The following is a 24,894-nucleotide window of genomic DNA, read 5'->3' as shown; positions in this document are numbered from 1 at the left end:
GGAGGGTGGTGGTTAGCTGTAAGCGCTGGTTACTGATGTTTGAGTAGATGTAGGTCATAATTTCCGAGGAATACCGGACACCTGCACATACAACGGTGGGAAGACCATGCGCAAAATGAAGAAGCAAGAAATAAGCTTTATTGATTGGGGTGGAAAGATTGTTGGGGCAGTTGGTGTGCTTGGCATGGCAGCGTATATAGCAGGCTATTTTAAATTCTATTTCCTATATTCAGCTTTAAACTGTAGTTGGGTGCTTCCGTTTCATTCGGTTCAGGATGTTGTTGCCAACGGAGTGGTTGATGTTTTCTTCTGTGCGCTAACGGCTGTTCCACTATTTTTTGGTTACAGAACTTCTCTAGAAATAGACAATCACGGGCGACGTATCGTCGGACTTATTGTGCTGGGTATCGCAATAAGTATTGGCATTGGCATTCGGTTTCTAGGTTATGTGCTAGATGTATATATAAGTGAACTGATGGTCTACGGCGCCTCATACCTTGTTCTTGGAGTTTTTATTGCTAATGTCGCTCGATACTCTTATGAGAAAGGTTCTTACGAGTATATCGCAGCGGGTTTGCTTTTATTTGTTTTCGCATCGTGCTTTTCATCTTACTTGGTGAATAGCACTAAGACGTTTGCGACTGCTTATGAAAAAGGTGCTTTCCCCTACGCTGCAGTTGAGAAACAAGCAGTAGGGGGAGTGCTGGTTGGTTCGGTAAATGGAAAATACCTTCTTCGCCTATGTCAGAAAAAGGACAAATTCAAACTGATAAGTCCATCGTATAAATGGACGGTTGAAAAGCATATTCCTGGATCATGCGGTATCAGCGACGCAATCAATTAACTCGAGATCAGGCGTGGCGTGATTCATGAGGGCTCAGAAGATGGTGGTGTCTACAGCGAAACTTCGCCGGTATAGATCTTGCGAAGCTCCATCACCTCAATGCGGTTGGTGCCATCGGTGATCACCCAGCAAGGCAGATCAAGATTGCGAAAGGTGCCGTGGTAGTTCCGGTAAGCGCCGAGGGCCGCTTTCCGGAAACAGTCCGCGACGACTTTGCCAATAGGCATTGGCTGCCCCCCCCCCCCCCTAGCAGACAGAGATCGAACACAACAGCGTTTTGAATGCGCTTTGCCGCCGCTCGGATCGTCTTCGGTGCCAGCTGGAACTCCTTGGCGACCTCAACGACGTGCTTATAGACCAAGGCATCGTGGATTCGCTGATCGCGCTCGCCGTTGCGCAGGCCAGCGTAGATGACTGCTTGCATGGGTTGTCTCCAAGCGTGCGCCTGCCTCGCCGGCTGGCGTGATTCGTTAAAGTGGGTGATATGCTGCGATGCTTATCGAACAAGGATGTGGAAATGGCCGGTAAAAAGCTTGAAGCGTTCCGTGAGTGGTTCACGCCGCGTAGGCGGCTGTGGGCAGGAATAGGCCTGTTTGCAATTGCTATCGCTGTACCTATTGTCAGTCCGGGAACGACCGCCGCTTGGCTCATAGGGCCGGCGGCTGTATTTTTCTTGGGTAGCTTTATTCCCAATACGAACAGAAGGCGATAGGGCGCTGGCGGCTGGCGTGATTCGTTGATATGGGGTATTTGTGATCGGCTAGAAATTTCAAAAAAAGGCAGAGTTATGAACGGTCTTCACGAGAAGCATTACTTGCTGCAAAACGCCGTTGAGGCCTTCATTACACACACAGGAACGGAGCGCGATAGGGCTGAGAGCGCGATACGTGAGCTTGGGCCGCTCAAGGCTAAGGACTTTCCAGAGCACCTTGAGGCATCTAACTTCGGCCAGATCGAAGGTTTCGCAAAGCAGCTTCGATCCGGCAACATTTCCGAAGAAGGATTGAAGCGGCTTCTTTGCAACATTTGGGCGCTTTACAAATCAGTCTCGGCATCAAGGGATGCGGCGTTGCGAGGTTCAGCGCAATAGGTGAAGGCAGGTCAGGCCGCTTTGCGCTGACCAAGCACTGTCTGGTGTGCCGCTTCAAATTCGCTGCCGAGGATCTCGGCGGCGCCCTCGATTTTCTCGTTTCCATCCTCAAGGCGGATGCCGAGATTCAGGTACACGACGCCATCAAGCTCGAAGAACACACCACCGCACATCCACAGGGCGCCTGGGTTCAAGCCGATCGCCTCCCAAGCTTCGTCCATGTCGATGCTGGCAGGGCAATGCTCTTTCCACAGGGCCGAAAGGCGCTCATGCTCGGCGACCAGGGCTGCGCGTGCTTCCTTCGGCGTCCCTTTCGCAGGCTTGGCGCTGGAGCGTAGCGCTCGGTAACCGTACTGGTCCGGACGGCACCAGTGCTCATCCAGATCACGGCTTGAGCTGAGCTTCACGCCGCCAACGTAGCTGCGGCTGCCGGAGCGCATTGGCGAAGTCTCGCCGCCGAAAACCTGGCCCAGCTTGGCGCGCTGCGCGTTCAAGGCGGCTCGCTTGGTGTTCCAGGCCTTCACCGCAGCAACCACGGCAGGCGCTGTTGTCTTGTACATGTAGTTGCTCATGGATTATCTCCAGTCAGGCGCCGTCCTCCGTTACCGGTGGTGGCAATTTGGTTTGGGTTGGGGTATTACGGGAGACCGGCATGGAGCCGTATCAAGGAGGAGCGCGATGTTTATCAAAGAGTGCTGTGAAGAGGTAATGCACAAGATTGACGACGGGTCTAATGCCAACGGCTTTTATAAAACGGGAGAGCGAAGCATGATCGGCAAGGATATTTCGTTCTACACCTGCGAGACATGTTCCTGCCAATGGCGCAGAACCCAGGAGACATTTTCTCCTTTTGAGACTGTCTGGACGGAAGATCGCTAGCTTAGGCTTTCTGGGCCACTGCAATTTATGACGCTGGATCAGACTGCTTCATGCTCAGCAATGAAGCGGTCCCAGGCTGCTTTATCGCCTTGGGCCACATACCATTTCAGCTCAATGCTTTCTTCCGAGTCGGTCACTGTTCCGCCGTATTGGGCGCCGGGAAAAGTGAAAAGCGCTTTGTTGCCGCACCATGGATAACCACCGGTGAACTCGGTGAAAGTGACTCCCGGGCGCTCTGCCTCGACCCGAACCTTGAACCCTTCGAATCTTGCATTGCGTGCCGCGACCTCGGTTTCGTGTCCGGACTTGCAGTCCGCAGAGCAGTAGACCACGCGACCATCGAACACCAGGTTCAGTGCAATATCGGTTTCGGTCTCTTCATCCCAATAGCTGGCATCACTGTCGCACCTGGCCCCGCAATGGTTGCAGCCGAACCACCAGCCGGCGTCGATGTAAGCCTTCGCCGGGATAAAGCGCTGGCCCGCATACTGGTCAGCCCAATGAGCTCGTCGGCAGGACACTGCGCCGAAGTCTGTGCCGATCTCGTCCGCACCCTGGCGTCGAGCCGCTGCGTTCGACGTGGCGAACTGGATATTGGATTCTTCGGGATCGTTGGTCTCTACGGAGTAGGCCAGCACCTTACGCGATGCCGGATCGACTTTTGGCTTTCTCATGGATTATCTCCAGTCAGGCGCCGCCCTCCGATGCTGGATAGTGGCGATTTGAGATTAAATGATGTATTGATAAGTTCTTTAGGAGGAGAACAGGCATGGAAGTGGATTTTGATGCGCTAATCAAAGCGTTTTTTGCGAACGCGGACTGGGCAAGTATTGTTTTGGCTGCCAGCATTGCCGGGTTTAGCGTTTACAGATACTTCTCGATAAAGAAGGATGAATTTGAAGCCCGGGAGTTTGAAAATTACCATCGAATGGTTCAGAGCCTAGTTAGAGGCCCTGATGAAGATCGTGCGCCATATATCGACGCTCAAATAGCGGTGATTTTTGAGCTTAGATTCATGAAGAAATATCACTCCGTGACAGTCAGAATACTTGAGCGCTCTCTGCCTGGATGGAAGACGAGCAAAACCCTTTTCGTCGATATGGTTGCAAGCGAAGCGCAGAGGACAATCGACTTTATAGTTCGAAAAAGAGGAGAAAAGATCAGGGACCGTTAGTTTCTCTTCGAGTTGAGCGACACTAAAATTCTTTGGCGTCGAGCCGTGATGCTTGGCGCTGGCCGATGGCGTAGAGTTCTGCCGCCACGTTTTCGTTAACGTCGATTTTGTGGCGGCTTCGCAGTGCTTCGATCGCGCCTTCACGACCCAGCGAGTGAACATGGCGCAGGCAGCCGGCCATTACTGACCCTTGCTCCGTGTCCTCGGTCCACTCCATCAACTGCAAGAGCCAATCTTTCTCGCCCTTGCACACACGAAGCCGGAGATCCTCCGTTCCGCGCTCCTTGCGTTTCGCCGCGCTCTTTGCAGATCGCGCTTTCTGATCCATGGCCATGGCCTACCTCTTCTATTCCGCTGGCCGGCAGTGCGAGCCAGGTTTGACGTTTGCGTTGCTGGGTGCGGGCTATGCGGCGCATGAATCGACCTTCACCTGGCGCCAAGCACCGACGGCTTCGAAGATGCGCGCGGCGTGTGCCTCGTCCAGCGAGATCGCTTCAGGAATGGCAATCCAGCCCGAAGCCACCATCTGGCTTTGATTGGCCTCATCGCGTAGCTTCTTGTAGCAATGCTCGATCACGTCCTCCAGATGGTCGGAGAGGTAAACGCCATCGGGCGCTACCTCCACCGACTTGTTGTACCGGTCGCCGCGGGCGTCGATGCAGAGGGCGCTCAGGTAGATCGTCCAGCGGTGGGGAATACCGCAAACGGCCTGGCCAATCTTCCCCGGCGCGATGTTCTTCAGCGACTTGTAATTGATCATGCCTTGGCGGCCGCTGGGGTCGATGTTGACCACGGCGACGTGGTTGGATGCCAGCAGCGAGCGGCACGACCGGGCAATGCGGGCTTGCAGGTTATGCGGCTTGCGCTTGCTCATAATGCCTCCGCTAGTTTGCGCAGCGCTTCACGCTCGGCCCGGGTGATGGGCGGCTTGCGGCGCTTGAGGATGGTTTCGGGATCGATCTTGGTGGAGCGCTGCGGCGGTGGAGGGTTAATCGCCGGGCTTTCACCCAGGTAGATCGTTCCGCCAGCCGCCAGAAACTGCGCCGTGCGCTCCGATATTGAGTCGGCGTGCTGACGCTGCTGCTCAACCAGGTTGAGGTGATTGCTGACGTACATGCCGACCTCACTTGATTCGGATCGAACTGTCGCCGCGCTCCAAATGAGCCCAGGTAGGTTCGGGTAAAAGTTCGTGTTCAGCGTCTTCACCGGCTGCCATGCGCTTGCGCACCGCTTCGTTATGTTCGCGTATCTCCTTGAGCTTGGCGGCAATGGCCTTTTTATCCGGAGCAATGCTCGACTTCACAGTGGTCAGTTCGTCCGGCACTGCATCTTCGTTGTCCACGATCACCCGCTCGCTGCCCACGGCCAGCGTGATGGTGAAGAGCGGACGCTTGATCGACTTGATGTTTGCGGCTTCCATGTTGCGGCGCAGGTAGTCGCCGATCTGCGACACGCTGTTGGACTTGATCCGCTTGAGTTCAGCCAGGCGCTCGATTTCGTTGTCGATAGCCGTCACGTCGCTTTCAATGTTCCGGCGCAACATGACGATCTTGTCAGCCTTATCGTTGAAGTCGCCTTGCACTTCGTCCATGGCATGTTGAAGAGCCTCTTTCAGGCCCTCATCATCGGTGTCGGCCATGGCCTGAAGCTCAGCCAGCTTGCCGGTCAGTGCGTAGAGTTGAGTCATGCTGCGTCCTCAGTCAATTTTTCCAGGGTGGCTTTACGCTCTTCGAACGCCCGGGTGATCCGCGCGATGAAAGCTGGCTCGTTACGGCGTGTTGCCTCACGAATGTATTTCACGTTCAGTGTTTTCAGCTCGTAGGTGGTTACCGCCTTGCCTATGGTCTCGACAGCCGAGGCGAGCCATTCAATGCGCTCCTGTTTTTGGCGCAGAATTTCGGCGTCTTTGTCTTCAGCCTTCTCGATCTTGAATTCTTCGGTGATGGTGTCGACGTAGGCGGGGTCGTCGAACATGCCAAAGTTGGGCATGATTTCCATGCCTGAAAACCTCCCCGACGATCCTGAATTGCTCAAGCAGCTGCTTGCGAAGGTGCAGTCCAGAGTCGGTTTCCTCGAAGAAGAAAATGCGCTGCTGCGTCAGCGCCTGTTCGGACGCAAGTCCGAGCAAACCGCTGATCCGACAACGCCGCAGTTGGCCCTGTTCAATGAAGCAGAAAGCGTCGTCGAGCCCATTGATGAAGCCTCTGAAGAAGAGGTTGTTGCGCCAACCCAACCCAACGGCGCGGCAAGCGCAAGCCGCTGTCCGCTGATCTCCCTCGCGTCGAAGTCATCCATGAACTGCCCGCACACGAACTGACCTGCGCCTGTGGTTGCCGCAAACACGCCATCGGCGAGGAGGTCAGCGAGCAGCTTGAAATCGTGCCGATGCAAATCCGCGTGATCAAACACGTTCGTAAGGTCTACGGTTGCCGTGCCTGTGAAACGGCACCAGTTACTGCGGACAAGCCCGCTCAGTTGATTGAAAAAAGTATGGCCAGCCCAAGTGTGCTGGCGATGCTGCTGACCACCAAATACGTGGACGGTTTACCGCTTCACCGTTTCGAAAAAGTGCTGGGCCGCCATGGCATCGATATCCCGCGCCAGACCTTGGCCCGCTGGGTTATCCAGTGCGGCGAACACTTGCAACCACTGTTGAATTTAATGCGCGACCGGTTGCTGGAAAGCCACATCATCCACTGCGATGAAACCCGGGTACAGGTGTTGAAAGAGCCTGATCGGGAGCCAAGCAGTCAGTCTTGGATGTGGTGTAAACCGGCGGCCCACCCGACAAACCAGTGATCCTTTTCGACTGCTCCACCAGCCGGGCTCAGGAGGTGCCGACGCGTCTGCTTGATGGTTATCGCGGCTACGTGATGACCGATGATTATGCCGGTTACAACGCGCTGTGCGCGCAGGCGGGGGTTGAACGTCTAGGTTGCTGGGCGCATGCACGACGCAAATTCGTCGAAGCGCAAAAAGTCCAACCCAAAGGCAAGACGGGCCGTGCCGACATCGCGCTGAACCTGATCAACAAGCTGTATGGCATAGAACGCGACCTAAAAGCCGACAACGACGGCGAGCATAAAACCGGTCGTCACGAGCACAGCCTGCCGGTGTTGGCTCAGTTGAAAAACTGGATGGAAAAGACACAGCCTCATACGCAACTCCTTCAGCGCTTTCGGATCCCACTCGACTTCGTACTCAATGGCCATTGGCGATATCTGCCTCCGCCTCGCCAATCAGCTCGTCGAGGGATACTCGAACAGGTGTTTCGTTAGCGTCGAGCCGGGCCTTGACCAGGTGGGCCAGTTCCTGCTCGTCCAGGCGCTCTACCATCGCTTCGTAGACATTTGCCGGAACCATGTAGCCAATAACGCGGTTGTGGTTCAGCACAGCCACAGGCATGCCGTTGGCGCCGCTTAAGACGGAAGAGGGGTTCTTCTTGAGTTCGGAAACGCTCACCACCACGTCAGCCAGAATATTTTGCATGGATAAGACTCCTATATAGGTCTTTATTCTGGTCTTTTTGTGGGGGGCGGCAAGTGCGCCAGTTCAGAAAATGCTCGGGCTCTTATAGAGGCTGATCGCTGAGCTGTCGAGGCGCGACCCGAGCACGTAGGGGAGTCGGGCAAAATGTCAGAGCGTTCTGCAAGAGAGGTAATCAAGTCCGGTGTTGGCTGGATTGACGGCGTGCTGCACGGGATGAGCGATGCCGCATAGATAGTCCTTTCATGCCGGATGCCGACCTGTTTTCATGGCACGGTGTTCAGCTGTTCCAGCACGACACCATGGAAAAGCCCGACAAACGAATCGGGTTTTTCCAGTGGTTTAATATGAAGCCACCTTTGTGGAGTATTATGGCTCTGGTTTGGAGCTTAACTGCATGCACTCAAGATACTTTACTTTATCTGATATTACATCTGCATATAGTTTGGATAAGCCCGAATCGTCCCCTGCGTCAGACATGAAGTTAGTGCTTTGAAAAGCGGTGTTGTAGATCACCTTGATGCTTTCTTCAGTTTTGAATGAATTCCTCTCCACTTCGGTGCGAGCATTTTTTTGAAGGTTTAGAGCGTCTGCTGAAGCGTCTCTGTTGATCGTGGCGATGATGTTTTCCGCCATCGCTTTATTTTCTAATGCTCTGTAATTTGAAATACCTTTAGCGATAGCTTGTGGAAGGTTCTCATTCGTTAAACTTTCAGCTTCGGGTACGACTTTGAGTGATTTTACATATAAGGCTCCAGCTTCGGACGTTGAGATTTTCTGAAGGTCATCACCTTTTTTGTTAATGCTCTCTACATATGGGATTGCACATCCAAGTTTATAGTAGGCGGAAGAGTAAGTTTTTGATTGTTCTTCAAAGTTCCCCCATGACTTGAATCCTAGCGAGGTTAAAATAATAGCTCCAGCTGATTTGTATAGGTCAGAATGTGAATCTGTTGCTAGCCCTATAGCGCCAACTCCCGCGCCGCCTAGGGCTACTAAGTTTAAGGTGGAGCTGTTCAAACTTGCCCCGTTCGCGTACTCGGCCATTTCATTTTGTATAGACGTCATCCGACAAATGCTTGGAATTGTAGAGGTGCATTTTGTGGTGGATAGATCCATTGGGCGAAGATTTTTCCCACTGCATCCAAGAAGCATAGATAGCGATATAAGTAAGACTATTAGTTTGCTCATGTTTATCCCTGTTTTTAGAGTGAAGGCAAACTGATATTAGCAGCGTTTTTTAAGGGGGCTTTTCTATTTGAATGCCTTGGATACGCTACATTTTGACGTTTTATAACAACCCTGGCCTTGCTATTAAGCAGGGCCTTTTCATTTCTGGAGGCCCCTATGGCAGCCCCAGGCAGGAGAAGAGAGATGGCCAACCCGACGCCCGAGAGCATCGTTGAGGTGGTGGGGGCATCAGTGGCCAACAAGGGCATGATCGTCGGCGGTGCTGCTGGCATGGTCGGCTGGTTGTCCCAGATGAACTGGATCGGTATCGCTGGTGTGGCGGTGCTGGGCCTGCTGATCAATTTGTACTTCCAGGTGCGCAAAGATCGCCGGGAGCACGCAGAGGGCCAGGAGCGCATCAAGGCTCTGCGCGATCAATGCCGGTTATGAGCCCCCAAATGCGTCAGCGCGTTGCTTTGGCTCTGCTGAGCATCAGCAGCGTGGGGTTTGCCACCTGGCAGGCCAGTGAAGGGTTCACGCCAGTCGCCGTCATTCCTACAAAGGGCGACGTTCCCACCATCGGCCACGGCTCCACCCGCTACGAAGACGGCTCGCCAGTCCGATTGGGCGACATCATCACCCCGGCCCGCGCCGAAGTCCTGGCCCGCAACCTGAACAGCCAGGCCGAGAAGCAATTCGCCGCATCGCTCACGGGCGTGAAGCTCCACAAGGTGGAGTTCGATGTGTACATGGATTTCGTGAGGCAATACGGCATTGGCACTTGGCTCGCTGGATCCCCGCGCCGTGACCTGCTGGTCGGAAACTACGCCCAGGCCTGCAACGATTTGCTCAAGTACCGCTATGCCGCTGGCTTCGACTGTTCGACACCGGGCAACAAGCGCTGCGCCGGGGTTTGGACTCGCCAGCTTGAGCGCCATGCCAAGTGCGTGGATGCGCAATGAATCAGTACCTGTTCGCCAACATCGCAGCACTGGCGATCCTGTTGGGAATCCAGACGCATCGCCGGGACAACGCCCAGACCGCTCACGCCGAGTACGTATTCGGGTAGCCGGCGCGGGCGTGGGTGCCATCGGCGCATCTACTGGCGCGGCATTGAACTGGACTCGAGACAAAGACCGCTATGCCTTCGATGCCAGGGTGACATTCACTACGCTGGGTACCGCCTCGGGCTTCCTTACGCTGTCTCTGCCGTTCTCCGTTCCCGCACGAATGCCTATTTCGGCAAACAACCAATCGACCGGGGCGCTGTGCGGTGGTTATGCCTTGGGCTCCCAGGCCGTGATTTACTCGGCGGCTGGTGCGTTCCCGGCAGCAAGCAATAATACGATCATCGTTTCTGGCAACGTAAAGGCACCTTAAAGGCTTGAGTTGTTTTCGATCAGTGGGGCGCCGACTTATCCAGCGCTCACCTGCACCGTCTTCATCAGCAACCGCTGATTCTCTCTGAGCAGGATGCTGGTGCTGCTGACCGCCCCCACAGCCTGCGGCGATCCCGGAGCTGCCCGGCGAGGTTGGCGCTACCGACCTGCTCCAACCGGCTGAAAAAAGAGCGGGAGAGCTGACAGAGGCTTATGACCGCGCCAGAGTAGCCGGCTTGGCATATGAACGGAGTTATGGCGGAGTGAGGATTGGTGCGAAATGAAAATCCTGGCTATGCGTGCGTTATGTTCGTTCGCCGATGAGGGGGGAACGCAACTGAGCTGCCTAAAGCTACCTGATTTTACTAGGCAAAATCAGGTAGCGCATGGTGAATGCATAGTTAGAAGGTTTTGATCCTAGGCTGCTGACTGCAGCGCCATGGTTTTAACTCAAACGCTAACTCTACAGAGCTAGACACGCATCTTGAGTTTATAAGCCTGGGACCAAGTCGTGAACCTTGTCAATTACTGCCCTGGCATCGCCTTTCGTCTGGATACTCAAAGATTCAACAACGATCTGATCATCGAGCTCGTGGGTGTGGGCAAGAATCGCTACCGAACCGATAAGGGCGGCTTTGGCCGTGGCACTCAATAATTCATGATCAAACCCATTAAACTGAGATTGGTTTGCCAGCCAGCGAGCATCGACCGTGCTTGCTGCCTCAAGAGCTGTTTTTACAAAGGTTTCCTGTCGAGTGGACATATCCATGATTGTGAATTTCCTTGATGGCGAGTAGTGGCAGCATGATAGTGCCATTTTAGGGTACCGAGCAGGGGGCAAAAAAGCGACCCCAATACTGAAGTGGTGAGTCTTGAAGTAAAGGCGCGGGCGTTGCTGGCCGAGGATCGGGCTCTAGCGGCAGTTAGTGGCTCCAATTGCTGCCTGCCATAAACCGGCGACCATGAGTTGATCGTTCTGCTGGCATGCCAGGCGAATGTCAGGGTTATTGCGTGCTGATCGCGCGGACAAGTTCGGGTCCTTTGTTCCTCACATTGCCCATGGCTGTATCGAGCTTGAACCACTCGAAGGTCTCGTCCGGCTCGCCTTGGTGCAGCACCATCTGCTCAGCGCGCTCCTTTTTTTTGGGGGGGGCGGGGTATGGTGGCGGGCCCAGGCACTTTAACGCTGAAAGCGTGTAGGGAAATTTGCGGGGATTCGTTCTTCTCCGTCCGACATCGTTAGGCGTCGATTGCAGTGGGCGTCTACCTAAGGTGTTGCTGTTAAAGGCTTTTCAGGACGTCTGCCAGCATGGGGTGCTAGGGGTCGAGTGTTCGAATCACTCCGTCCCGACCATATAATTCAATGACTTAGCCCAATCTGGAAAGGTTGGGCTTTTTCATGCCTGAAAAATACCACCGCTTTTTCTCACACTCATATTCCCCCTTTCATCTTCGCCCCCGAAAACCAAAAAACTCGATGGTAATCATCGGATTTTTGCGGTTTTTCCAAAAAGACTGTTGACCATAATCGTGGCTTCTTAACGGGAGGTATGTGCTGATGTCGAACGTAGAAAGCTACACAGCTACCGCAAAGTGGTTGCACTGGGGAATGGCGTTGATCTGGATGGTCGCCTGGCTTGTCGGGATCGTGGCGGTTCATTGGCGTGACGAATTCAACCCTCTCCACCAGCTCACCTTTCTCCATAAGGCGATGGCCAGCGTGCTTCTATTCCTTATCGTCCTGCGCGTTGTCTGGCGTCTTACCCATCCTTCCCCCGCAATGCCCGCGACAATGAGCCCACTGATGAAGCGGGGCGCTTTCGCTGGCCATCTGTTGCTGTACTGCATCGCGCTGGTGGGGCTGCCGATGTCCGGCTGGTATTGGAGTTCGGTCGCAGATAAACCCATCCTGGTCGCCGGTTTGTTCTTGCTGCCGGCACTCGTGGAGCCTGATCAAAGCCTGTACGACCTGGCGAAGTCGATTCACACCTACACCGCCTGGCTATGCGGAGTACTTGTAGGTGGACACGTGATCGTGGCCCTGAAACATCACTTTATTGACAAAGACAGGGTGCTCGCGGGCATGCTGCCCGGGCGTGCGACTGATGCACCAAGCTGATCGCAGCGATTGACCGTTCAGGTTTCGGAACGGCTCGCACGATAGGGCCTGACGTTGATGCATGCTCTAGAGGGGCTCGGGGCAGTGTTTTCATCAGGCTCAACGTGCGCTGAGTGCCAATTGTCTACATCACCGCACAGGTGCTCTGGTACGGCGTTTCTTTACAAAAAATGATACATAGGCGCGCAATCAAAACGTCTGCCCCATGGAGAACTGAAACACCTGCTTGTCCGCGTTCTCCGGCGTGCGAATCGGATACGCCAAGTTCACACTCAGCGGCCCCAGCGGGCTGTACCAGGTCACCCCAACTCCCACCGAACTGGCCATCTGGCCCAGGTCCACGCTGCCGCAGCCCTGTGTCGTGCTGAGGTAGCACTTGTCCGAATACACCGTCCCCACGTCCCAGAACAATGAGGTGCGCACGGATTTGTTGTCTTTGATGAAGGGCACCGGGAACAGGTATTCCGCGCCGCCGGTTATCAGGATATTGCCGCCCAGCGACTCGGTGTCCCGGTCCGAGTAGTACGCCTGCCCGGCACTGGCGTAGGCACCGGTTGCCGGGGTGTTGCGCGGGCCGAGGGTGCCGCTTTCAAAGCCGCGCACCGTACCTTCGCCGCCGGCGGTGTAGGTTTCATAGAAGGGCAGCCCGTCCGTGGAGCCGTAGCCGCTGCCGTAGCCGAGCTTGGTGTGAAAGCGCAGTGATGTGGTGTTGCTGACAGGCAGGAACGTCTGCCCCGTGTAGTCGATTTTGTAGAAACTCAGGTCGCTGCCGGGCACCGTCACCATCAGGTTGAGGTTTTGCGAATGCCCGCGAGTCGCCAGCACGCCTTTGTTCAAGGTCGATTCCGACCAGCCAAGGTTGGCCTTGAAGTTGGTGAATTCCTTGCCTTCGCGCTCGATAAAGTCGTAGATCTCGTCGGCGCTGTAGGTGCCCGGTTCGATGCTGTCGTGTTGTACGGTCAGGCCAAAGTTCAAGCGCGAGGTTTCATTGATCGGGTAACCGAGTGTGGCGCCCAGGCCAAAACTATTGATGGCGTAATAGGACACCCCGTCATCGTAGTACTTGTTGTAGTCGGTCTTGCTGTAGAACGCGTTGTAACCCAGGCTCACCCCGTCGGTGGTGAAGTAGGGATCGGTGAAACCGATGTTGTACTTGCTCTGGTAGGACGAGCGGGTCAGCCCCAGGCTGGCGTAGTTGCCGGTGCCGAGGAAATTGTTCTGGGTGATCGAGCCGCCGAGGATCAGCCCCGAACTCTGGGCAAAGCCGACACTGGCGGTAATCGAACCGGACGCCTGTTCTTCCACGGCGTAGTTCACATCCAGCTGGTCGTCGATGCCCGCCACCGCAGGCGTCTCGACGTTCACCTCCTTGAAGAACCCCAGGCGCTCCAGGCGCACCTTGGACTGATCGATCAGGTAGGTTGACGCCCAGCCACCTTCCATCTGGCGCATTTCCCGCCGCAGCACCTTGTCGTCGGTCTTGGTATTGCCACGGAAGTTGATACGGTTGACGTAGGCCCGCTTACCGGGATTGACGGAGAACGTGACGTCAACCGTGTGGTCTTCATCGTGGGCCTGCGGCACGCCGTTGACGTTGGCGAACGTGTAGCCTTCATTGCCCAGGCGGCGAGTAATAAGCTCCGAGGTGGTGGTCATCAGTTTGCGTGAGAACACCTGGCCCTTCTGCACCAGCAGCAAGGACTGGACCTGGTCCTGCGGGACTTTCAGCTCACCACTGAGCTTCACCTCCCGCACCGTGTATTTCTGGCCTTCCTGGATGTTCACGGTGATGTAGACGTGCTTTTTGTCCGGCGTCATCGAGACCTGGGTCGAGGTGATATCCATGTTGATATAGCCACGGTCCAGGTAATAGGAACGCAAGCGTTCAAGGTCGCCCGACAGCTTCTCCCGTGCGTATTTGTCGTCGTTCTTGAAAAACGATAGCCAGTTGCTGGTCTTGAGGGTGAACTGGTCGATCAGGGCATCGTCGGGGAACACCGTGTTACCCACTACGTTGATGTGCTGGATCGACGCCACTTCACCTTCGTCGATCTTGATTTTCAAGCCCACGCGGTTACGCGGCTGAGCCACCACCTGCGCGTCGACCGACGCCGAGTACCGGCCCTGGGCAACGTACTGGCGCTGCAACTCGTTGCGTATCCCTTCCAGGGTGGCGCGCTGGAAAATCTCGCCCTCGGCAAGGCCCGATTGCTTCATGCCTTTCATCAGGTCATCGGTGGCAATCGCCTTGTTGCCCTCGAACTCAATACTGGCAACCGAAGGACGCTCGACTACATTGATGATCAACACATCGCCTTCGCGGCTCAGTTGGATGTCCTGGAAGTAACCGGTCTTGAACAGCGCGCGGGTCGAGTCCACCAGGCGCCGGTCATCCGCTTCGTCGCCGACGTTCAGGGGTAATGCCCCGAACACGCTGCCCGCAGAGACCCGTTGCAGGCCGTTGATTCGAATATCCGAGATTTTGAAGCCTTGGGCGAGTGCCAGTGAGGCATTGAGCAGCAGCGCAACCGAGCAGAGCAGGCGCGAAAAATTCATCAAGATCTTTTCCAGAACACATCGACAAGCAGCGCCGGCACGCATGGACAACTCGCCGCGCGGCCGGACTGGTGAACATCCAGCATACGAGCGAGGGGCGTTTGGTGCGGTTAACCGAATGTCAAGTTAGGTAAAGTTTGGCCTGGGATGCCGATGCCGGGCCGATAATGCGCAACCCCCACCGACGAGCCCGAGATGATCCGCGTACTGTTGGTCGACGACGACCAGGAACTGACTGACATGCTGAGCCAATACCTCGCGCGCGAAGGCTTTGAGGCCACGGCCGTGCACACGGGGGAGGAGGGCGAGGTGGAGGCGCTGTCGGGGCGCTACAGCATTGTGGTGCTGGACGTGATGCTGCCCCAGCGCTCGGGCATCGAGGTGCTCCGGCGCATCCGCGTCGTCAGCCAGGTACCGGTAGTGCTGCTCACCGCCCGTGGCGACAACATCGACCGCATCACCGGCCTGGAACTCGGCGCCGATGATTACGTGCCCAAGCCCAGCTCCCCCGGCGAACTGGTCGCGCGCCTGCGCGCCATCATGCGCAGGGTGCAGCCGGTGGGCCAGCCGACCACCGAAGTGATCACGACCGGCGCGCTGGTGTTGTGGCCCGGCAAGCGCCAGGCCCTGTGGAACGGCCTCGAGCTGGGCGTGACCAGCACCGAGTTCAGCCTGCTGGAAGAGCTGGCCCGCAGTGCCGGCCAGGTAGTGAGTAAAAAGGATCTGTCACTCAATGCCCTCGGTTGCCCGCTGACCCGCTACGACCGGCGCATCGACGTGCATATCAGCAGCATCCGGCAAAAACTCGGGCCGCGCCCGGACGCCAAGGCCTGGATCCAGAGCGTACGTGGCCTCGGCTATTTGTTGATTGCCGAATGACCCGGCCCAGCCTGCTGTTCTGGAAACTGTTCCTGGCCTTCTGGCTGGCGACCACCTTGACCTTCCTGGTGGGCGTCGGCGTGCTTGAACTGGGCCGTTTCCAGCCGAATGACCCGCATGTGGAAGCCATGCTGGCGGCCGAAGACAAGCTGCTGCAAACGTTCGGTGTCGAGGCGGGCGGCCAGCTCCTGGCGGTGTGGGAGCGCCCGGCGGATGAGGCCATCGGCGTCTACAACAGTGCCGGGCAATTGCTGATAGGTGGGCCGGTGACGCAGCCGGCCTATGAGCGAGCGGTCGTCAGCAAGGAAGGCCTGGCGCTGTCGATCAGGTCCACCCACGCGCCCGGTAACCCGCCCGGCCGGCCCTGGCACCAGATCCCGCTGATCATCGGCACGTTGATGAGTGCGCTGTTCAGCGGCTACATGGCCTATTACCTGGCCTGGCCCCTGGCTTACCTGAAACGCGCCATGAGCGATGCGGCCCACGGACGCTTCGAAACCCGGGTCAAGCCGGCGATGGGCAAGCGTCGCGACGAGATCGTCGACCTGGCGGAAGACTGCGACCGCATGGCCAACCAGTTGAAGGGGCTGGTGGAGGCCCAGCAACAGCTGCTGCACGACATTTCCCATGAACTGCGTTCCCCGCTGACGCGTATGCAGGCGGCCATCGGCCTGTTGCGCCAGGACGCCGCTCGCCTGGAAATGCTCGAACGCATCGAGCGTGAATCCGAGCGCATGGACACCCTGATCGAAGCGTTGCTGACCCTGGCGCGCCTGCAAGGCCGTCCGGAAAGTATCGAGCGCGAGCCCGTGGATATTGTCGAATTGCTGGCGATGATCGTTGAAGATGCGCAGTTCGAAGCGGGCATCAAAGGCTGTCGCGTGCACCTGCAGGCGTGCCCGCCGTTTATCGCCTGCGTCAGCGGTGAGTTGTTGTATCGCTGTTTCGAGAACGTGATCCGCAATGCCGTGCGCTACACCCGGCCGGACACCACCGTGTGCGTGTCGGCGCAGGTCAACCACGATGCGAACCGCCTCACGGTGCAGATCACCGACCAGGGGCCGGGCGTCGACAATGACCGGCTGCACAGCATTTTCCAGCCGTTCGAACGTGGTGTGGGCGATGCCAGCGTGGGGTTTGGCCTGGGACTGGCCATTGCTGCGAGGGCCGTCCAGATGCACGGCGGCCACATCCTCGCGCGCAACGAGCCGGGCGGCGGGCTGACAGTGGAGATCACCCTGCACAGCGCGCGATCTTTACACGACATTACACTGGCTTGACCGCCCTGTACGTCGTGCCTCATTAGACTTGTCGCCATTGATTGAGTGGAGGTGGCGATGTTTCAGGTGCATAAAAAGGGCTTCGTGCCCGGCAGGAAAATGGTCGACGGCCTGGTCCCTTACGACTTCTTTTGCGAAGACAGCCCGGCGATCAATCTGTTTGTGTTCACCGGCGCCGCTACGCCGGGCGCCACGGTGGAAGAACAGACCCTGTGGGGCTTCACGCGGTTGGAACGTTTCGAGGCGATGAGCCACGCGTTGGTGAGCAACCAGCGGCACGCCGGCTGGTTTCAGAGCGTCAATGTGCTCACCGGGCCCAGCCACAACGGCACGTTAAGCGTGAAATTCCAGCGTGTGCTGAAAATCATCAAGCACGCCAGTCCGGCCCGCAAGGCCGACTACGAGATCCTCACCGACGAAGGCGACACCTATTTCACCCGCCAGGCGGTCGGCGAAAACAGCGCGCAAACCGTCATCTATTCGGCCGAGCCATAACGCCAACGGTGGGCTGGATTCGCCTCAAGCAAAAGCATCTCGCCCACGTCCTGCTTGTTACTTCCGCCCACCAATGGGGCATCTTCTGCGCCATCGGGTAGCAAGTTCCCACGCGACTTTTCAACGCCAGCCCCAGCTTTTTCCCTTCTATCCGATCTGAATCAATCACTTGGCTCCTGTCCTAAGCCGTTGGCACGCATCCTGCTTTTTTGCATTCGTGGATAATTGGATACAAAAAATCAAAAGGTGCTGCCGATGCAATTCGCTCCCGCTTACGTTGACCGCCAGCCCCTCACCGCAGAGGAGGAGGCCTACAACTTCCTGCTCGACGCCATTTGCGGCGGCCGCTACCGCAAGGGCGACCGCCTGATCGCCGAAGACATCGCCAGCGAGATCGGCATGAGCCGCATGCCGGTGCGTGAAGCTTTTCGCCGCCTGGACGCCCAGGGCCTGGTGACCCTGCGGCCCAACCGTGGCGCAGTCGTCAGCGGTCTGGATATCGATGAGCTGCACGAAGTGTTTGAGATGCGCAGCGCCCTTGAAGGTCTGGCGGTGCGCGTTGCCGTCGGCCGTATCGGTGAGCGTCAACTCGCGGCCCTGGAGCGCATGCTCGACGCGATGGACGACTACCGCGATGAGAGCGCCGCCTGGGTCAGCCGCCATCGCGCGTTCCATGAATACCTGTGCAGCCTCAGCGGTCGCCCGCGCCTGATGAAGCAGATTTCAGCGCTGTACTCGCTGGTCGAGGCGCCTATGCGCTTGTGGCTGCAGCACGGTGAAAAACCCCTCAGCGCCCGCCAGGAACACGCGGTGATCCTCGATGCGATCCGCGCCGGCGATGCCGCCCGCGCCGAAGCCGTGGTGCGCGAGCACATCGAAGGCACCGTGCCGGCGCTGATCCAGTTCCTGCAAACCGAACAATAAGAAACACCCGCTGTGTTTTGACTTTAGTCCTGCCCCGTTATTCAACGAACTGGAGTGTCTGGTCATGCATAAATGCCGCGCCTTGCTGGTGGCTGTCTCCTTCGGTCTCTGTGCACAAGGGGCCTTTGCTGCGTCTCAAGTGCCGGATCGTCTGCAAAAAGTCGACAAACTTGTCTATTGCTCGGGGATGGATTCCCCGCCCCTGGTGTCCTTCGACGAAGCCCAGAAACCCCGCGGGCTCACCGTCGACCTGGGCCTGGAAATCGCCAGGCGCCTGGGCGACAAGCAAGTGCAATGGCGGGTGATTCCGTTCTCTGGGCTGGTGCCGGCGTTGCTCGCCCAGCAGTGCGACATGATCGTCGACCAGCTGTTCGACAAACCCGAGCGGCGCCAGGTGATCGACATCGTCAACTACATGTATTCCAGCCAGTCGGTGGTGGTGCCCAAGGGCAACCCCAAGGGCATCAAGGCGCTGGATGACCTGTCCGGGCATAAGGTCGCGGTGCTCAACGGCTCCACCATCAAGACCCTGCTCGATGCCCACAATGAAAGCCTGGCCAAGGCCGGCAAGCCCCCGATGAAACTGGTGGTCTACAACACCGACACCGATGCCTTCCAGGCCCTGCGCATCAGCCAGGTCGACGCCTACGGCACCACCGTGGAAACCGCCGGCTACTACGCGGCGATGGCCCCGGACCTGTTCCAGGAAGGCGTGCCGGCGTTCAGCCGCATCCTCACCGGCCTGGGCATGCGCAAGGACGACCCGCAACTCACTGCCGCCGTGCAGCAGATCATCAGCGACATGCGCAGCGATGGCAGCTATGTGCAGTTGCTGAACAAATGGCATGTCAGCAGCGACACACTCGACTGAGGCGTACCTGCGATGAATTTCAATTGGGATGTGTTCTGGCAGTACCTGCTGCAGCCCAGCGGGGTTTACCTCACGGGGCTGTGGCTGACCTGCCTGATCAGCGTACTGGCGATGCTGCTGGGCTGCGCGCTGGGGCTGGCGGCGGCGTTGTTGCGCTTGTCAAAGAACCCGCTGTTGCATCTGCCGGTGCGTTTTTACGTGTGGCTGATGCGCGGCACGCCGCTGCTGGTGCAGATCGTGTTTCTGTACACGGCACTGGCGGCGGGCGGGATTTTCCGCTTCGAAGATATCGAGCTGTTCGGCCTGATCGTCCCCGGCAATATCCAGGCGGCGATCATTGCCCTGGGCCTCAACGAAGGTGCCTATATGGCCGAGATCATCCGTGCCGGCATCGGCGCGGTGGACAAGGGCCAATATGAAGCCGGGCGCTCCCTGGGCATGGGCTTCGCCAAGTTGATGCGGCGCATCGTGCTGCCCCAGGCGTTCCGGGTGATCGTGCCGCCGCTGGGTAATGAGTTCAACGTGATGCTCAAGAACACCACCCTGGTCAGTGTGATTGGTGTGCAGGAACTGCTGCTCAGCACCCAGATGATCACCTCGGCCACCTTCCGGGTGTTCGAGCTGTACCTGGTGGTTGCCTTGTACTTCCTGACGCTGACCACCCTCTGGGGCTTTTTCCAGCGCTGGCTCGAAGCCCGCTTCAGCCAGTCCGACCGGCCTTCCGCGCCACCACCGGCAGCCAGCCGCATGTTCGGGCGCAGCACCCTGAAACTGCTGAGGGGACGATAACCATGGCGCACCAAAGTGAAGAGCTGATCATTGAGGCACTGGATATTCAGAAGTCGTTCGGCGAGTTGCAGATACTCAAGGGTATCTCGCTGCAAGTACGGCGCGGCGAAGTGGTGGTGCTGATCGGCGCCTCCGGCTCCGGCAAGACCACGTTTATCCGCTGCATCAACCTGCTGGAAGACATCCAGGGCGGGCGCATCCGCGTCAACGGCCGCGCCATGGGCTATCGCGAGCGCAGCGACGGCAGCCTGGTGCGCGATTCGGAGCGCAACATCGCCCGCCAGCGCCGCGACATCGGCATGGTGTTCCAGCGCTTCAACCTGTTCCCCCATATGACGGCGCTGGAAAACATCATCGAAGCGCCGATCCAGGTCCTCGGCACACCACGTGCCGAAGCGCTGGAACAGGCCCGTGGCCTGTTGGCGCGGGTCGGCCTGGCGGACAAGGCCAGCCACTACCCGTCGATGCTCTCCGGCGGCCAGCAGCAACGGGTCGCCATCGCCCGCGCCCTGGCGATGAAACCCCAGGCCATGCTGTTCGACGAACCCACCAGCGCCCTCGACCCGGAAACCGTCGGCGAAGTGCTGCAGGTGATGAAAGAGCTGGCCGAGGAGGGCATGACCATGGTGGTGGTCACCCATGAAATGGGCTTTGCCCGGGAAGTGGCGGACCGCGTGGTGGTACTCGACCAGGGCGAACTCATCGAACAAGGGCCGCCGGAACAGATCTTCAGCCACCCCAGTCATCCCCGTACCCGGGCGTTTCTCAGCCGTGTGTTATGACTTTTTTTGAAGAGCCTTTGCCATGTTGAAATTTTCTGCCCACGAGTACCCCTATCCGTCGCAGCGCCAGAGCGTATTTGCCCGCCGTGGCATGGTCGCTGCGTCCCAACCCCTGGCTGCCCAGGCCGGTATCGAGATCATGCAAAAGGGCGGCAACGCCATCGACGCGGCCATCGCCACGGCGGCCGCGCTCACGGTGGTGGAGCCCACCGGCTGCGGCCTGGGCGGCGATGCGTTTGCCCTGGTGTGGTGCAAGGGCCAGTTGCATGGCCTGAACGGCAACGGCCACGCCCCGGGCGCCTTGAGTGTCGAGGCGGTCAAGGCTGCCGGGCACGACCGGATGCCGCTGTACGGCTGGACCCCGGTGACCGTGCCCGGCTGCCCATCGGCCTGGGCGGAGCTGTCGCAACGCTTCGGCAAGCTGGCGTTTGCCGAGTTGCTGCAACCGGCCATCCGCCTGGCCCGCGAGGGTTTCCCGCTGTCACCGGTGGTTGCCCATCAATGGCAGATCTCCTTGAACGAATTCAGCCCGCACCGCGATGAAGTGCTGCAAGCCTGGTTCGACACGTTCCTCATCGATGGGCGCGCACCCCAAGCGGGCGAGATTTTCCGCAACCCGGCCCAGGCGCGCACCCTGGAAGAACTGGCCGCCAGCCGTTGCGAAAGCCTGTATCGCGGTGCTCTGGCCGCACGCCTGGACGCCCACTCACGGGCCACCGGGGGATACCTGCGCGCCAGTGATCTCAAGGACTACCGCGCACAGTGGGTGGACCCGATCCACATCAATTATCGCGGTGTCGACGTCTGGGAAATTCCGCCGAGCGGCCAGGGCCTGGTGGCGCTGATGGCGCTGAACATCCTCGAAGGCTTCACCTTCGATCACCGCGACAGCCAACAGACCTGGCACCGCCAGCTCGAGGCCATGAAGCTCGCCTACAGCGACGGCCTGCACTACATCACCGACCCGCTGCACATGCGCGTGGCAGTGGCCGACCTGCTCAGCGACGACTACAGCGCGCGCCGTCGCAGCCAGATCGGCGAGCAGGCACAGGCGCCCAAGCCCGGTGACCCGCACGCCAGCGGCACGGTGTACCTGGCCACGGCGGACGCCGAAGGCAATATGGTCTCGTTCATCCAGAGCAACTACCACGGCTTCGGCTCCGGCGTGGTGTTGCCCGACAGCGGCATTGCGTTGCAGAACCGTGGGCAGGAATTCAGCCTCGACCCGGCCCATGCCAACTGCCTGGCAGCAGGCAAGAAGACCTTCCACACCATCATCCCCGGTTTCCTCACCAAGGACGGCCAGGCCCTTGGCCCGTTCGGCGTGATGGGCGGCTATATGCAGCCCCAGGGCCATGTGCAGATGGTGATGAACCTGGTGGACTTCGGCCTCAACCCCCAGGCCGCACTGGATGCGCCGCGCTGGCAATGGCTGGGCGACATGAAGGTCGGCATCGAGCAGGGCGCCTCCCGCGACCTGGCCAATGCCCTGGCCCGGCGTGGTCACCAGGTGCAGATCGCCAGCGACCTCACCGACTACGGCCGTGGGCAGATCATCCTGCGCGACCCGGTCAGCGGCGTGCTGTGCGGCGGCACCGAACCGCGTGCGGATTCCCATATCGCGGTATGGTAGCCAAAGCAGGGCATGGCGCCGCCATTGCCCTGCCATTTTGAAAAAAGTTGGTCGAAGCCTGTCCCCTTTTTTCACCTCGCCTGTCATTCCAGGCAAGTGAACAAAATCGAGAGCTTCTTCCAATGCCCGCAGTCCAACCCTTGCGCTTGCGCCCGTTGCTCAAACTGAGCCTGATGCTGAGCCTCAGCGCCAGTCCCTTGTTCGTCCCCGTCAGCTACGCTGAAGACAGCGCCGCGCGCCGCAGCTACCAGGTGCCGGCCGGCAGCCTGAGTGCGGCGTTGACCCGTTTTGCCGGGCTGTCGGGGGTCAACCTGTCGGTGGACCCGGCGCTGGTCAGCGGGCGCAGCAGCAGCGGTTTATCCGGCGAATATGGCGTGGAAGAGGGCTTTGCCCGCTTGCTGCAAGGCTCCGGCCTGCAATTGCAGCCCATGGGGGAGCAGGCCTACATGCTGGTGCCGGTGCCGGAGGGCGGCAGCCTGGAGCTGGCGCCCACGTCGATTCTCGGTACCACCGGCCTGTACGACGGCGACACCTACGCCGGTGGCCAGGTGGCGCGGCGTGGCTCGCAAGGCCTGCTGGGCACCCGGGACTTCATGGAAACGCCGTTCAGCATGACCACCTACACCCAGGACGCGGTGAAAAACCAGCAGGCGCGCACCCTCGGCGACCTGATCGCCAGCGACCCGTCGGTACGCGCCACCAACCCGGCCGGCGGGCGGTATGAGCAGTTCACCATTCGCGGCTTCAGCCTGTTCAACAGTGATGTGTCGTACAACGGCCTTTACGGCGTGCTGCCGACCTACACCATCGACATGGAGATGGCCGACCGCGTCGACATCTTCAAAGGCCCCACCCAGTTGATCAACGGCATCTCGCCGCGCGGCAGCGTGGGCGGCGGGATCAACGTGGTGCCCAAGCGCGCCACCGACAAGGACATCACCTCGTTCACCGGCACCTGGGCCTCCGACAGCCAGGCCGGCGGTGCGGTGGACGTGGGCCGGCGTTTCGGTGAAGACAACAAATTCGGCCTGCGCTTCAACGGCGTGAAGCAGTCCGGCGATACCGAATGGGACCATCAGAGCGTCGACCGTGAGATGGCCGTGCTGGGCCTGGATTTTCGTGGCGAGCGCCTGCGCCTTTCCACCGATATCGGCCGCACCGAGCGCGATACCGATGCGCCGCAGGAGCGTGTGCAAGTCGCGGCTGCCGCGCCGGTGCCCAGCGCCAACGATGTGCGCCGCAACTATGCGCAGTCCTGGAGCAAGGCCCGCACCAAGGACACCTTCGGTACGCTGAATGCCGAATATGACCTCAGCGATTCGGTGATGCTCTATGGCGGTGTGGGCGCGCGCAAAAGCAACCACGAGTTCCTGCGCCATGCTGTTTCGGTGACCAATGCGGCCGGTGATTTCACCGTGCAGCCTCGGGACTTCACCCGCGATGAAAACGTCCGTACCGCCACGGCCGGCGTGCGTAACTGGTTCCACACCGGGCCGGTGAGCCATGAGGTCAACCTGGCCGCCAGCTACTTCTATATGGACTTCACCAACGGCGGTGCGCGTTATGCCAACGCATCGAGCAATCTCTACAACCCCGTGCAAACCCCGACGCCGTCGGTGGCCACGCGCCAGGATGCGAAGGTTTATACCGAGAACAAGTTCAGTGGCGTGGCCTTGTCCGACACCCTGGGTTTCTTCGATGACCGCCTGTTGCTCACCCTCGGTGCGCGCTGGCAGCGCGTGATCGTGGACGACTGGAGCGACGGCATCAAAGGCGACACCAACTACGACGAAGAAAAGATCTCGCCTTCGGGCGGCCTGCTGTTCAAAGCCACCGACAAGCTGTCGCTGTACGCCAACTACATGGAAGGGTTGAGCCAGGGCAAGATCGCCCCGTCCACGTCGCGCAACGAAGACCAGATCTTCCCGCCGTTTATCAGCCGCCAGGTGGAAGTGGGCGCCAAGTACGACGCCGGCGCCTTCGCCGTGACCGCCGCGGTGTTCCGCATCAAGCAACCGGCCTACGAGACCAACGCCACGTCGCGGCTGTTCGGTCCCAATGGCAAACGCCAGAACACCGGTGCGGAGCTGAGCGTGTTCGGCGAACCCCTCAAGGGCGTGCGCCTGCTCGGCGGTGTGATGTACATCGACAGCAAATTGAAGGACACCACCAATGGCGCCTGGGACGGCAACCGCGCGCCGGCCACCCCCAAGTACAACGTCAACCTCGGTGCCGAGTGGGATGTTCCGACCCTCCAAGGTCTGACCCTGACCAGCCGTGGCATCCACTCCAGCTCCCAATACCTGGATCAGTCCAACGTCAAGGAAATCGACGCCTGGAACCGCATCGACGTCGGCGCCCGCTACGCCTTCAAGGTCGATGACAAGCACATCACCCTGCGGGCGAATGTGGAGAACGTCGCCGACAAGCGCTACTGGAGTTCGGCCGGCGCGTCGGATGACAGCGAGCCGGGGCTGACCCTGTCGACCCCGCGTACCTATCTGCTGTCTGCCACAGTCGACTTTTAGACGCGGATTAAAAATG

28 protein-coding genes and 2 pseudogenes are annotated in these 24,894 nt (G+C 58.7%); 18 read left to right on the top strand and 12 right to left on the bottom strand.

Going from position 1 to position 24,894, the window contains the following annotated elements:
• The first annotated feature begins 106 nt into the window (after positions 1-106).
• The gene (locus J3D60_RS11145) at positions 107-844 is read left to right on the top strand and encodes a hypothetical protein (RefSeq protein WP_253491456.1); all 738 of its coding nucleotides are present in this window, start codon (positions 107-109) and stop codon (positions 842-844) included.
• 50 nt (positions 845-894) lie between these two features.
• On the opposite strand, the gene J3D60_RS11140 is transcribed toward J3D60_RS11145, so the two are convergent.
• On the bottom strand, positions 895-1,071 hold the full coding sequence (locus J3D60_RS11140) for a hypothetical protein (protein ID WP_253491454.1): 177 nt from the start codon (positions 1,069-1,071) through the stop codon (positions 895-897).
• 560 nt (positions 1,072-1,631) lie between these two features.
• On the opposite strand from J3D60_RS11140, the gene J3D60_RS11135 reads away from it, so the two are divergent.
• Positions 1,632-1,934, top strand: a complete 303-nt coding sequence (locus J3D60_RS11135; RefSeq protein ID WP_253491452.1) for a hypothetical protein — start codon at positions 1,632-1,634, stop codon at positions 1,932-1,934.
• An 11-nt stretch (positions 1,935-1,945) separates the two neighbouring features.
• On the opposite strand, the gene J3D60_RS11130 is transcribed toward J3D60_RS11135, so the two are convergent.
• Both J3D60_RS11130 and J3D60_RS11125 read right to left on the bottom strand, forming a co-directional pair.
• Complete coding sequence (locus J3D60_RS11130) at positions 1,946-2,506, bottom strand: hypothetical protein (protein WP_253491450.1); 561 nt, start codon at positions 2,504-2,506, stop codon at positions 1,946-1,948.
• 345 nt (positions 2,507-2,851) lie between these two features.
• Positions 2,852-3,487 (bottom strand): hypothetical protein, encoded by a 636-nt coding sequence (locus J3D60_RS11125; protein WP_253491448.1) that lies wholly within the window; start codon positions 3,485-3,487, stop codon positions 2,852-2,854.
• Between the two features lie 95 nt (positions 3,488-3,582).
• On the opposite strand from J3D60_RS11125, the gene J3D60_RS11120 reads away from it, so the two are divergent.
• Complete coding sequence (locus J3D60_RS11120; RefSeq protein ID WP_253491446.1) at positions 3,583-3,987, top strand: hypothetical protein; 405 nt, start codon at positions 3,583-3,585, stop codon at positions 3,985-3,987.
• 22 nt (positions 3,988-4,009) lie between these two features.
• Here the strand turns inward: J3D60_RS11120 and J3D60_RS11115 are convergent, their stop codons facing one another.
• The 5 genes from J3D60_RS11115 to J3D60_RS11095 all read right to left on the bottom strand — a co-directional run bounded on the left by J3D60_RS11115 (position 4,010) and on the right by J3D60_RS11095 (position 5,985).
• On the bottom strand, positions 4,010-4,321 hold the full coding sequence (locus tag J3D60_RS11115) for a hypothetical protein (protein WP_253491444.1): 312 nt from the start codon (positions 4,319-4,321) through the stop codon (positions 4,010-4,012).
• A 69-nt stretch (positions 4,322-4,390) separates the two neighbouring features.
• Positions 4,391-4,861 (bottom strand): hypothetical protein, encoded by a 471-nt coding sequence (locus J3D60_RS11110; protein WP_253491442.1) that lies wholly within the window; start codon positions 4,859-4,861, stop codon positions 4,391-4,393.
• Positions 4,858-5,103, bottom strand: coding sequence for a hypothetical protein (locus J3D60_RS11105; RefSeq protein WP_253491441.1), 246 nt, complete (start codon positions 5,101-5,103; stop codon positions 4,858-4,860). Before J3D60_RS11105 ends, J3D60_RS11110 begins: the two co-directional genes overlap by 4 nt.
• 7 nt (positions 5,104-5,110) lie before the next feature.
• The gene (locus J3D60_RS11100) at positions 5,111-5,674 is read right to left on the bottom strand and encodes a siphovirus Gp157 family protein (RefSeq protein WP_253491439.1); all 564 of its coding nucleotides are present in this window, start codon (positions 5,672-5,674) and stop codon (positions 5,111-5,113) included.
• Complete coding sequence (locus tag J3D60_RS11095; RefSeq protein WP_253491437.1) at positions 5,671-5,985, bottom strand: hypothetical protein; 315 nt, start codon at positions 5,983-5,985, stop codon at positions 5,671-5,673. Before J3D60_RS11095 ends, J3D60_RS11100 begins: the two co-directional genes overlap by 4 nt.
• Here J3D60_RS11095 and J3D60_RS11090 point away from each other — a divergent pair.
• Positions 5,975-7,142: pseudogene (locus tag J3D60_RS11090) on the top strand (IS66 family transposase); the annotation flags it as partial. The gene J3D60_RS11095 and the pseudogene J3D60_RS11090 overlap by 11 nt on opposite strands.
• Positions 7,143-7,188: 46 nt before the next feature.
• On the opposite strand, the gene J3D60_RS11085 reads toward J3D60_RS11090, so the two are convergent.
• Positions 7,189-7,476: an antitoxin gene (locus tag J3D60_RS11085; RefSeq protein WP_253491435.1), complete on the bottom strand. Its 288-nt coding sequence runs from the start codon at positions 7,474-7,476 to the stop codon at positions 7,189-7,191.
• Between the two features lie 366 nt (positions 7,477-7,842).
• On the bottom strand, positions 7,843-8,664 hold the full coding sequence (locus tag J3D60_RS11080) for a hypothetical protein (protein ID WP_253491434.1): 822 nt from the start codon (positions 8,662-8,664) through the stop codon (positions 7,843-7,845).
• 183 nt (positions 8,665-8,847) lie between these two features.
• Here J3D60_RS11080 and J3D60_RS11075 point away from each other — a divergent pair, with 183 nt between their 5' ends.
• From J3D60_RS11075 to J3D60_RS11060, 4 genes and pseudogenes are all read left to right on the top strand, one after another.
• Positions 8,848-9,093, top strand: coding sequence for a holin (locus J3D60_RS11075; RefSeq protein WP_253491433.1), 246 nt, complete (start codon positions 8,848-8,850; stop codon positions 9,091-9,093).
• Between the two features lie 8 nt (positions 9,094-9,101).
• Positions 9,102-9,605 carry a lysozyme gene (locus J3D60_RS11070; RefSeq protein WP_253491432.1) on the top strand — a complete coding sequence of 168 codons (504 nt, stop codon included), beginning with the start codon at positions 9,102-9,104 and terminating at the stop codon, positions 9,603-9,605.
• Positions 9,606-9,723: 118 nt separating this feature from the next.
• On the top strand, positions 9,724-10,023 hold the full coding sequence (locus J3D60_RS11065; protein WP_253491431.1) for a hypothetical protein: 300 nt from the start codon (positions 9,724-9,726) through the stop codon (positions 10,021-10,023).
• Between the two features lie 160 nt (positions 10,024-10,183).
• A pseudogene (locus J3D60_RS11060) lies at positions 10,184-10,306 on the top strand (DUF2514 family protein); the annotation flags it as partial.
• Between the two features lie 206 nt (positions 10,307-10,512).
• Here the strand turns inward: J3D60_RS11060 and J3D60_RS11055 are convergent.
• The gene (locus tag J3D60_RS11055; RefSeq protein ID WP_253491430.1) at positions 10,513-10,791 is read right to left on the bottom strand and encodes a hypothetical protein; all 279 of its coding nucleotides are present in this window, start codon (positions 10,789-10,791) and stop codon (positions 10,513-10,515) included.
• 789 nt (positions 10,792-11,580) lie between these two features.
• Here J3D60_RS11055 and J3D60_RS11050 point away from each other — a divergent pair.
• Positions 11,581-12,141, top strand: coding sequence for a cytochrome b (locus J3D60_RS11050; RefSeq protein WP_253491429.1), 561 nt, complete (start codon positions 11,581-11,583; stop codon positions 12,139-12,141).
• A 189-nt stretch (positions 12,142-12,330) separates the two neighbouring features.
• On the opposite strand, the gene bamA is transcribed toward J3D60_RS11050, so the two are convergent.
• The gene (gene bamA, locus J3D60_RS11045; RefSeq protein ID WP_253491428.1) at positions 12,331-14,697 is read right to left on the bottom strand and encodes an outer membrane protein assembly factor BamA; all 2,367 of its coding nucleotides are present in this window, start codon (positions 14,695-14,697) and stop codon (positions 12,331-12,333) included.
• A 195-nt stretch (positions 14,698-14,892) separates the two neighbouring features.
• Here bamA and J3D60_RS11040 point away from each other — a divergent pair, with 195 nt between their 5' ends.
• From J3D60_RS11040 to J3D60_RS11000, 9 genes are all read left to right on the top strand, one after another.
• Complete coding sequence (locus J3D60_RS11040; protein WP_065940329.1) at positions 14,893-15,576, top strand: response regulator transcription factor; 684 nt, start codon at positions 14,893-14,895, stop codon at positions 15,574-15,576.
• Positions 15,573-16,856 carry an ATP-binding protein gene (locus tag J3D60_RS11035; RefSeq protein WP_098479038.1) on the top strand — a complete coding sequence of 428 codons (1,284 nt, stop codon included), beginning with the start codon at positions 15,573-15,575 and terminating at the stop codon, positions 16,854-16,856. The genes J3D60_RS11040 and J3D60_RS11035 overlap by 4 nt, the downstream gene beginning before the upstream one ends.
• A gap of 57 nt (positions 16,857-16,913) precedes the next feature.
• A complete protein-coding gene (locus tag J3D60_RS11030) occupies positions 16,914-17,351 on the top strand; it encodes a hypothetical protein (protein ID WP_027607399.1) in 438 nt (145 codons plus the stop codon).
• Between the two features lie 255 nt (positions 17,352-17,606).
• Complete coding sequence (locus tag J3D60_RS11025) at positions 17,607-18,275, top strand: GntR family transcriptional regulator (RefSeq protein WP_065940326.1); 669 nt, start codon at positions 17,607-17,609, stop codon at positions 18,273-18,275.
• Between the two features lie 64 nt (positions 18,276-18,339).
• The gene (locus J3D60_RS11020; RefSeq protein ID WP_253491427.1) at positions 18,340-19,146 is read left to right on the top strand and encodes an ABC transporter substrate-binding protein; all 807 of its coding nucleotides are present in this window, start codon (positions 18,340-18,342) and stop codon (positions 19,144-19,146) included.
• A gap of 12 nt (positions 19,147-19,158) precedes the next feature.
• Positions 19,159-19,935 (top strand): amino acid ABC transporter permease, encoded by a 777-nt coding sequence (locus tag J3D60_RS11015; protein WP_027607402.1) that lies wholly within the window; start codon positions 19,159-19,161, stop codon positions 19,933-19,935.
• A gap of 2 nt (positions 19,936-19,937) precedes the next feature.
• Positions 19,938-20,717 (top strand): amino acid ABC transporter ATP-binding protein, encoded by a 780-nt coding sequence (locus J3D60_RS11010; protein ID WP_053129053.1) that lies wholly within the window; start codon positions 19,938-19,940, stop codon positions 20,715-20,717.
• 22 nt (positions 20,718-20,739) lie between these two features.
• Positions 20,740-22,350, top strand: a complete 1,611-nt coding sequence (locus tag J3D60_RS11005) for a gamma-glutamyltransferase family protein (RefSeq protein WP_253491426.1) — start codon at positions 20,740-20,742, stop codon at positions 22,348-22,350.
• Between the two features lie 122 nt (positions 22,351-22,472).
• Complete coding sequence (locus tag J3D60_RS11000; RefSeq protein WP_065940323.1) at positions 22,473-24,878, top strand: TonB-dependent receptor; 2,406 nt, start codon at positions 22,473-22,475, stop codon at positions 24,876-24,878.
• Positions 24,879-24,894: the final 16 nt, after the last annotated feature.

The organism is Pseudomonas sp. S3E17 (assembly GCF_024168685.1).
Taxonomy (GTDB): domain Bacteria; phylum Pseudomonadota; class Gammaproteobacteria; order Pseudomonadales; family Pseudomonadaceae; genus Aquipseudomonas; species Aquipseudomonas marginalis.
Note: the sequence above shows the minus strand (reverse complement) of the source record. Positions and strands in the feature narration are given on the sequence as shown.

Bases quoted from the DNA above. Each gene is read 5' to 3' on its own strand.
- J3D60_RS11145 (WP_253491456.1), top strand. From the start codon at position 107: ATGCGCAAAATGAAGAAGCAAGAAATAAGCTTTATTGATTGGGGTGGA.
- J3D60_RS11140 (WP_253491454.1), bottom strand. From the start codon at position 1,071: ATGCCTATTGGCAAAGTCGTCGCGGACTGTTTCCGGAAAGCGGCCCTC.
- J3D60_RS11135 (WP_253491452.1), top strand. From the start codon at position 1,632: ATGAACGGTCTTCACGAGAAGCATTACTTGCTGCAAAACGCCGTTGAG.
- J3D60_RS11130 (WP_253491450.1), bottom strand. From the start codon at position 2,506: ATGAGCAACTACATGTACAAGACAACAGCGCCTGCCGTGGTTGCTGCG.
- J3D60_RS11125 (WP_253491448.1), bottom strand. From the start codon at position 3,487: ATGAGAAAGCCAAAAGTCGATCCGGCATCGCGTAAGGTGCTGGCCTAC.
- J3D60_RS11120 (WP_253491446.1), top strand. From the start codon at position 3,583: ATGGAAGTGGATTTTGATGCGCTAATCAAAGCGTTTTTTGCGAACGCG.
- J3D60_RS11115 (WP_253491444.1), bottom strand. From the start codon at position 4,321: ATGGCCATGGATCAGAAAGCGCGATCTGCAAAGAGCGCGGCGAAACGC.
- J3D60_RS11110 (WP_253491442.1), bottom strand. From the start codon at position 4,861: ATGAGCAAGCGCAAGCCGCATAACCTGCAAGCCCGCATTGCCCGGTCG.
- J3D60_RS11105 (WP_253491441.1), bottom strand. From the start codon at position 5,103: ATGTACGTCAGCAATCACCTCAACCTGGTTGAGCAGCAGCGTCAGCAC.
- J3D60_RS11100 (WP_253491439.1), bottom strand. From the start codon at position 5,674: ATGACTCAACTCTACGCACTGACCGGCAAGCTGGCTGAGCTTCAGGCC.
- J3D60_RS11095 (WP_253491437.1), bottom strand. From the start codon at position 5,985: ATGGAAATCATGCCCAACTTTGGCATGTTCGACGACCCCGCCTACGTC.
- J3D60_RS11085 (WP_253491435.1), bottom strand. From the start codon at position 7,476: ATGCAAAATATTCTGGCTGACGTGGTGGTGAGCGTTTCCGAACTCAAG.
- J3D60_RS11080 (WP_253491434.1), bottom strand. From the start codon at position 8,664: ATGAGCAAACTAATAGTCTTACTTATATCGCTATCTATGCTTCTTGGA.
- J3D60_RS11075 (WP_253491433.1), top strand. From the start codon at position 8,848: ATGGCCAACCCGACGCCCGAGAGCATCGTTGAGGTGGTGGGGGCATCA.
- J3D60_RS11070 (WP_253491432.1), top strand. From the start codon at position 9,102: ATGCGTCAGCGCGTTGCTTTGGCTCTGCTGAGCATCAGCAGCGTGGGG.
- J3D60_RS11055 (WP_253491430.1), bottom strand. From the start codon at position 10,791: ATGGATATGTCCACTCGACAGGAAACCTTTGTAAAAACAGCTCTTGAG.
- J3D60_RS11050 (WP_253491429.1), top strand. From the start codon at position 11,581: ATGTCGAACGTAGAAAGCTACACAGCTACCGCAAAGTGGTTGCACTGG.
- bamA (WP_253491428.1), bottom strand. From the start codon at position 14,697: ATGAATTTTTCGCGCCTGCTCTGCTCGGTTGCGCTGCTGCTCAATGCC.
- J3D60_RS11040 (WP_065940329.1), top strand. From the start codon at position 14,893: ATGATCCGCGTACTGTTGGTCGACGACGACCAGGAACTGACTGACATG.
- J3D60_RS11035 (WP_098479038.1), top strand. From the start codon at position 15,573: ATGACCCGGCCCAGCCTGCTGTTCTGGAAACTGTTCCTGGCCTTCTGG.
- J3D60_RS11030 (WP_027607399.1), top strand. From the start codon at position 16,914: ATGTTTCAGGTGCATAAAAAGGGCTTCGTGCCCGGCAGGAAAATGGTC.
- J3D60_RS11025 (WP_065940326.1), top strand. From the start codon at position 17,607: ATGCAATTCGCTCCCGCTTACGTTGACCGCCAGCCCCTCACCGCAGAG.
- J3D60_RS11020 (WP_253491427.1), top strand. From the start codon at position 18,340: ATGCATAAATGCCGCGCCTTGCTGGTGGCTGTCTCCTTCGGTCTCTGT.
- J3D60_RS11015 (WP_027607402.1), top strand. From the start codon at position 19,159: ATGAATTTCAATTGGGATGTGTTCTGGCAGTACCTGCTGCAGCCCAGC.
- J3D60_RS11010 (WP_053129053.1), top strand. From the start codon at position 19,938: ATGGCGCACCAAAGTGAAGAGCTGATCATTGAGGCACTGGATATTCAG.
- J3D60_RS11005 (WP_253491426.1), top strand. From the start codon at position 20,740: ATGTTGAAATTTTCTGCCCACGAGTACCCCTATCCGTCGCAGCGCCAG.
- J3D60_RS11000 (WP_065940323.1), top strand. From the start codon at position 22,473: ATGCCCGCAGTCCAACCCTTGCGCTTGCGCCCGTTGCTCAAACTGAGC.